Annotated in this window: 7 protein-coding genes and 1 pseudogene; 2 read left to right on the top strand and 6 right to left on the bottom strand. The window is 71.5% G+C overall.

The features are described 5' to 3' along the window. The first annotated feature begins 212 nt into the window (after positions 1–212). Entirely contained in the window at positions 213–566 is a 354-nt protein-coding gene (locus tag KGA66_RS28045) for a DUF488 domain-containing protein (RefSeq protein WP_211472445.1), read from the top strand. A gap of 150 nt (positions 567–716) precedes the next feature. Here KGA66_RS28045 and KGA66_RS28040 read toward each other — a convergent pair whose 3' ends face one another. Together KGA66_RS28040 and KGA66_RS28035 are read right to left on the bottom strand one after the other, a co-directional pair. After that, on the bottom strand, positions 717–896 hold the full coding sequence (locus KGA66_RS28040; protein ID WP_211472443.1) for a hypothetical protein: 180 nt from the start codon (positions 894–896) through the stop codon (positions 717–719). A gap of 63 nt (positions 897–959) precedes the next feature. Next, positions 960–1145 carry a hypothetical protein gene (locus KGA66_RS28035; RefSeq protein WP_211472441.1) on the bottom strand — a complete coding sequence of 62 codons (186 nt, stop codon included), beginning with the start codon at positions 1143–1145 and terminating at the stop codon, positions 960–962. A gap of 144 nt (positions 1146–1289) precedes the next feature. Between KGA66_RS28035 and KGA66_RS28025 the strand changes: the two are divergent. Beyond that, a pseudogene (locus KGA66_RS28025) lies at positions 1290–1951 on the top strand (Type 1 glutamine amidotransferase-like domain-containing protein). 80 nt (positions 1952–2031) lie between these two features. Here KGA66_RS28025 and KGA66_RS28020 read toward each other — a convergent pair. From KGA66_RS28020 to KGA66_RS28005, 4 genes are all read right to left on the bottom strand, one after another. Then, positions 2032–2268 carry a DUF2180 family protein gene (locus KGA66_RS28020; RefSeq protein WP_211472435.1) on the bottom strand — a complete coding sequence of 79 codons (237 nt, stop codon included), beginning with the start codon at positions 2266–2268 and terminating at the stop codon, positions 2032–2034. Beyond that, positions 2265–3359 carry an ACR3 family arsenite efflux transporter gene (arsB, locus tag KGA66_RS28015; protein WP_312887103.1) on the bottom strand — a complete coding sequence of 365 codons (1095 nt, stop codon included), beginning with the start codon at positions 3357–3359 and terminating at the stop codon, positions 2265–2267. Before arsB ends, KGA66_RS28020 begins: the two co-directional genes overlap by 4 nt. Beyond that, positions 3340–3717, bottom strand: coding sequence for an ArsR/SmtB family transcription factor (locus KGA66_RS28010; protein WP_211472433.1), 378 nt, complete (start codon positions 3715–3717; stop codon positions 3340–3342). Before KGA66_RS28010 ends, arsB begins: the two co-directional genes overlap by 20 nt. 138 nt (positions 3718–3855) lie before the next feature. Next, positions 3856–5217: an NAD(P)-binding domain-containing protein gene (locus KGA66_RS28005; protein ID WP_211472431.1), complete on the bottom strand. Its 1362-nt coding sequence runs from the start codon at positions 5215–5217 to the stop codon at positions 3856–3858. Between the last annotated feature and the right edge of the window lie 16 nt (positions 5218–5233).

Genomic DNA, 5233 nt, shown 5'->3' with positions numbered 1-5233 from the left:
TGCCTGGCCCGCTCGGCCAGCTGTGCGATGGCCCGCGCATCGAGCAGGTCCGTCAGGTCCGCTCCCGACATCCCGGCCTCCGCCTCGATGGTAGTGATCGCCTCGGCGCTCTCTACCACAACCGGACCTTCCACATCAACAACGTCGATAGTCATAGGAATCAGTCCTCTCCACTGGTCCCCACCTTTATCGACACAGTCCCGAAGGCTCCGATGAAACCCAAGGTCAAGATAGGGCGGGTGTACGACGAGACGCCCGCGCAGGACGGGATGCGGGTGCTGGTGGACCGGGTGTGGCCGCGCGGCATGAAGAAGGAGTCGGCGCACCTGGACCAGTGGGCCAAGCAGGTTGCGCCCTCGACGCAGTTGCGCACCTGGTACGCCCATGACCCGGCCAAGTTTGCGGAGTTCCGCCGCCGCTACAGCGCCGAATTGGACGAGCCCGAGCGTGCGGCGGCGTTCGCGCAGCTGCGCGAACTGGCGCGCGAGAAGCCGCTGATGCTGCTGACCGCGACCCGCGACCTGGAGCACAGCCAGGCCGCGGTGCTCGCCGAGAAGCTGCGCTGAGCTCGGCGTCGGGCGAGAGCCGCGAGAGCCGGGCCCTGCGGGCGTCCAGGGCAGGCTGAGAAACCGCGGCGTCGGACCCTGATCTGTCAAGCCCGCGCACGATCCGGGTGCAAGCAGTATCAGGGTACGAGCTGCGGCCTCGTCGTTGGCTCATTTACCCCGAGGCGCTGAGTGACGTCGTCCGAGGGTGACCATGTGGCGCATGACGGGAATCGGGATAAGAGGGTTGCGGGCGGCGTATCGGAACCGCGCCACCTTGCGGTCGACGTCGCCGGATGAGGCGAGCACGCTCCAAGCCGCGTCGGGCCCGTCGGCGGAGGTGTCGGTCACCGGGGAAGGCTAACGCCCGGGCGGCTCCTGCGGCGCGGACGAGTCGGCCGCGCCGCAGGAGCATCAGCGCGGGTGGATCACACCGACGATCGGCAAGGGTTTCGCGGCGGCCGGGATCGCGAGCTGGCGCGGAGTTGGGCCGGCGGGTGTCGGCACGTCGGCGAGCCGGCCGAGTAGCGCGTCAAGCGCGGCGTGTCTGTCGTCGACCGCAGCCCTCTCGTCCTCGGTCAGCGGGATGTTCGCAAGCATCTTCTGCAGGCCAACTCGCACACTTGTGCGAGTCAGTGTGTCCCGTGATTGACTCGTCTGCCGAAAGGCCCGAAGCGTTCAAGACCCCCGCTCACCAAGGCTCGCCGTGGCCCATCACGGCTCTCGATGAACAAGGAAGGCGCGATGAAACTCCTGCTCACCTCCGGCGGCGTCAGCAACCAGAGCATCCGCGACGCGCTGGTCGACATGCTGGGCAAACCCATCGCGGAGTCCACCGCCCTGTGCATCCCCACCGCGATGTACGCCATGCCCGGGACCGCCGTCATGACGTGCAGATCGCCGGGCAGACCCCCACCCCCATGGTCGAGCTGGGGTGGAAGTCCGTGGGGATGCTGGAGCTGACCGCGCTGCCCAGCATCGACGAGGAGAACTGGGTCCCCATGGTCCGCGAGACCGACGCCCTGCTGGTGTGCGGCGGCGACGTCCTGTACCTACACCACTGGATGCGCGAGTCCGGCCTGGCGGATCTCTTCCCGTCGCTGAGCGAGACGGTCTACGTGGGACTGAGCGCCGGCAGCATGGTGATGGCCCCGCACGTCGGGCAGGAGTTCGTCGGCTGGAAGCCGGCCGCCGACGGCGACAGCGCGCTGGGCGTGGTCGGATTCTCGATCTTCCCGCACCTGGACAACGTGATGTGCCCGCAGAACACCATGGCCGACGCCGAGAAGTGGGCCGCGCGCGTGCCGGTGCCGGGGTACGCGGTCGATGACGAGACGGCCATCATGGTGGTGGACGGTGCCGTCCAGGTCATCTCCGAAGGGCACTGGAAGCTCTTCGAGCGCTAGCTTGGGGGTGCGGGCGTGCAGCAGGGCGGCCCGAGGGTTACGGGGGTCACCGGTGAAACACCCGCAGCAGGCGTCATGAGTCAGCGCCAGCTCGCATCGACCGGTGCCGGCGCGGCGTCGTGGGCGGCCTGGCATACGGTGCAGCGGATGCTGCGGGCGGGCGGGTCGATCGGGACGATGCGGTTGATGACGGCGGTGCGGGTGAGCCAGTGTGCGGTGACGTGGGCGTGCCGGGTGCACAGTGCGGCGCCGCAGTCCACGCACAGGGCGACGGCGGGTGTGGCGGTGTCCAGGGCGGCGCAGTCGAAGCAGTTCACTGTGTCTCCTCCTTCCAGTGCAGGTGTGTGCGCGCCCACAGGGCGGCGTAGACCAGGGCGAGCAGGACGGGGACCTCGATCAGGGGTCCGACGACGCCGGCCAGGGCCTGTCCGCTGGTGGCGCCGAACACGCCGATGGCGACCGCGATGGCCAGTTCGAAGTCGTTGCTGGCGGCGGAGAACGCCAGGGTGGTGGTGCGCGGGTAGGTCAGGTGCAGGCGGCGGCCGAGAGCGGCGGCACCGAACCACATGAGGGTGAAGTAGGCCAGCAGCGGCAGGGCGATGCGCGCGACGTCCAGGGGCCGGGCGGTGATCGTCTTGCCTTGCAGGGCGAAGAGCACCACGACGGTGAACAGCAGCCCGTAGAGCGCGACCGGGGACAGGCGCGGCAGGAAGGTGCGCTCGTACCAGTCCCGGCCGCGGGCGCGTTCCCCGGCGACGCGGGTGAGGTACCCGGCGACGAGCGGGATGCCGAGGAAGATGGCGACGGTGGCGGCGATGGCGCCGATGGAGACGTTCAGGCTGCTCTGCTCCAGGCCCAGCCAGCCGGGCAGCAGGCGCAGGTAGAACACGGCCAGGGCGGCGTAGGCCAGGACCTGGAAGAACGCGTTGAGGGCGACGAGGATCGCGGCCATCTCCCGGTCGCCGCGCGCCAGGTCGTTCCAGATCAGGACCATGGCGATGCAGCGGGCCAGCCCGACCAGGATCACGCCGGTGCGGTAGGCGGGCTGGTCGGGCAGCAGCAGCCAGGCCAGGGCGAACATCAGGGCCGGGCCGATCACCCAGTTCAGGACCAGCGACGCGCTCATCATCCGCTTGTCCGCGGTGACGCGGCGGACCTCGTGGTAGCGGACCTTGGCCAGCACCGGGTACATCATCGCCAGCAGGCCGAGGGCGATCGGCAGGGAGGTCTGGCCGACCTTGACCGCACTGAGCCAGCCGGACAGGCCGGTCACCAGCCTGCCCAGGATCAGCCCGGCGGCCATCGCGGCGGCGATCCACACCGGCAGCAGCCGGTCGCCGGCCGAAAGCCGTGGGCCCGGAGCCGGGGTGCCGGCCGGGGTGGTGCGCTCACGCAGCGGGGTCGTCACAGTCGTCTGCGCCTCTCGTGGCTTCGGGTTGCGCGGTCGCGTCGTGGTTGCGCGGCGCGGCGGGCAGTGCCGCGCTTAGCCGGGCGGCGGCGGTGGGCGCCAGCGCGTAGTCGATCCAGCGTCCGCGCCGGTGTGCGGTGACCAGGCCGGCCTCGCGCAGTACGCGCAGGTGGTGGGAGAGCGCGGGGGCGCTGACGGCGGCGGCCGGTTGCAGCCGGCACACGCAGCGCGGGCCGCCGGCCAGCGCCGCGAGCAGCCGCCAGCGCACCGGATCAGCCGCCACGGCCAGCAGTTCCTGCGCCGTCGCGGGCGTCGCGAGGGCGGCGCGCTTCGGTTCCACGGTGGTGGAAGTGTTCACGCTTCGATGCTTGCCGGGTCGGGGAGAACCGCTCAGAGGCGAACGTCCCGCGCCACTCGGCCGGTATACCTGTTCTGGCACGTCACAGGGGGCCGCGGCCGGTCTGACTCGGGCGCGGCCCCCTGCAGTGTCGTGGGTTTAGCAGCCGCCGGTGGTTGCGGGTGCGCCCAGGCCGATGGACAGGATCTGGGGTGCGGCGCAGCAGCCGGCGCCGTTGTTTGCGGTGTCGGGCTGGTCGTAGAGTCCTGCGCCGCCGCACACCCCGGTTTCCGGCAGGGTCAGCTCGACGCGCTCGGCTGCTTCCCGGTCGCCGGCCAGGGCGGCGGCGATGGAGCGCACCTGCTCGTATCCGGTCATGGCCAGGAAGGTGGGGGCGCGTCCGTAGGACTTCATGCCGACCAGGTAGACGTCCTGTTCCGGGTGGGAGAGCTCGCTCACGCCGTGGGGGTAGACGGTGCCGCAGGAGTGCTGGTTGGGATCGATCAGCGGCGCGAGCGCGAGCGGTGCCTGAAGCCGCTCGTCCAGGCCGAGGCGGATCTCGGTGAGGAAGGACAGGTCGGGGCGGAAACCGGTCAGCACGATCACCTCGTCGATGTCGCCCACGCGGCGCTCGTCCTCGGCGAGCAGGGCCAGGCGCGCGCCGTCGGCCTCCACCGCGGCGGTGCGGAACCCGGTCACCGCGGTGGCGTGCCCGGCTTCGACCGCGGCCTTGGCGCGCAGGCCCAGGGCGCCGCGGGCCGGCAGCTGGTCTGCCTCGCCGCCGCCATAGGTCGAGCCGCTGACGGCGCGGCGCAGGATCCACACCGCGTGCGTGCCGGGCGCATCCTGCGCGAGGTCGGCGAGGTAGCCCAGTGCGGTGAACGCGGAGGCGCCGGTGCCGACCACCGCGGTGCGCTTGCCGGCGTAGCGCTCGCGCACGACGTGGTCGCGCAGGTCGGGCACCCGGTAGGCGATACGGCCGGCGTGCGCGGCTTCGCCGAGTGCGGGCAGTCCGTCGCCGCCCATCGGGCTCGGGGTGGACCAGGTGCCCGAAGCGTCGATCACGGCGCGGGCGGTCACGCGCTGCTCCCCGCCGTCGGGGGTGACCAGGTGCACGGTGAAGGGGGTCTGCTCGCGCCCGGCGTCCACGATCCGGTCGCGTCCGGCGCGGGCGACGCCGGTGACCCGGGCGCCGTAGCGCACGCTCTGGCCCAGGGCGTCTGCCAGCGGCTGAAGGTACTGCTCGGCCCAGTCACCGCCGGTGGGATACGCGCAGGAGTCCGGGCGCACCCAGCCGGTGGGCGTGAGCAGTTTCTCGGCGGCCGGGTCCACGATCTCGTTCCAGGTGGAGAACAGGCGCATGTTGCTCCACGCGCGCACCGCGGTGTCGGCGTGCGGCCCGGCCTCCAGTACCAGCGCGGTGATGCCGTATTCGAGCAGATGGGCGGCGGCGGCCAGGCCGACCGGGCCGGCGCCGATGACCACGACGGGCAGGTCGGGGGTGGGGGTGGTGCTGCTCATCGGCTCTCTCCGGTGT

Origin of the sequence: Actinocrinis puniceicyclus (assembly GCF_018283645.1) — a bacterium.
GTDB lineage: Bacteria > Actinomycetota > Actinomycetes > Streptomycetales > Catenulisporaceae > Actinocrinis > Actinocrinis puniceicyclus.
Note: the sequence above shows the minus strand (reverse complement) of the source record. Positions and strands in the feature narration are given on the sequence as shown.

Coding starts and splice junctions, on each gene's coding strand:
- KGA66_RS28045 (WP_211472445.1), top strand. CDS start 213: ATGAAACCCAAGGTCAAGATAGGGCGGGTGTACGACGAGACGCCCGCG.
- KGA66_RS28035 (WP_211472441.1), bottom strand. CDS start 1,145: ATGCTTGCGAACATCCCGCTGACCGAGGACGAGAGGGCTGCGGTCGAC.
- KGA66_RS28005 (WP_211472431.1), bottom strand. CDS start 5,217: ATGAGCAGCACCACCCCCACCCCCGACCTGCCCGTCGTGGTCATCGGC.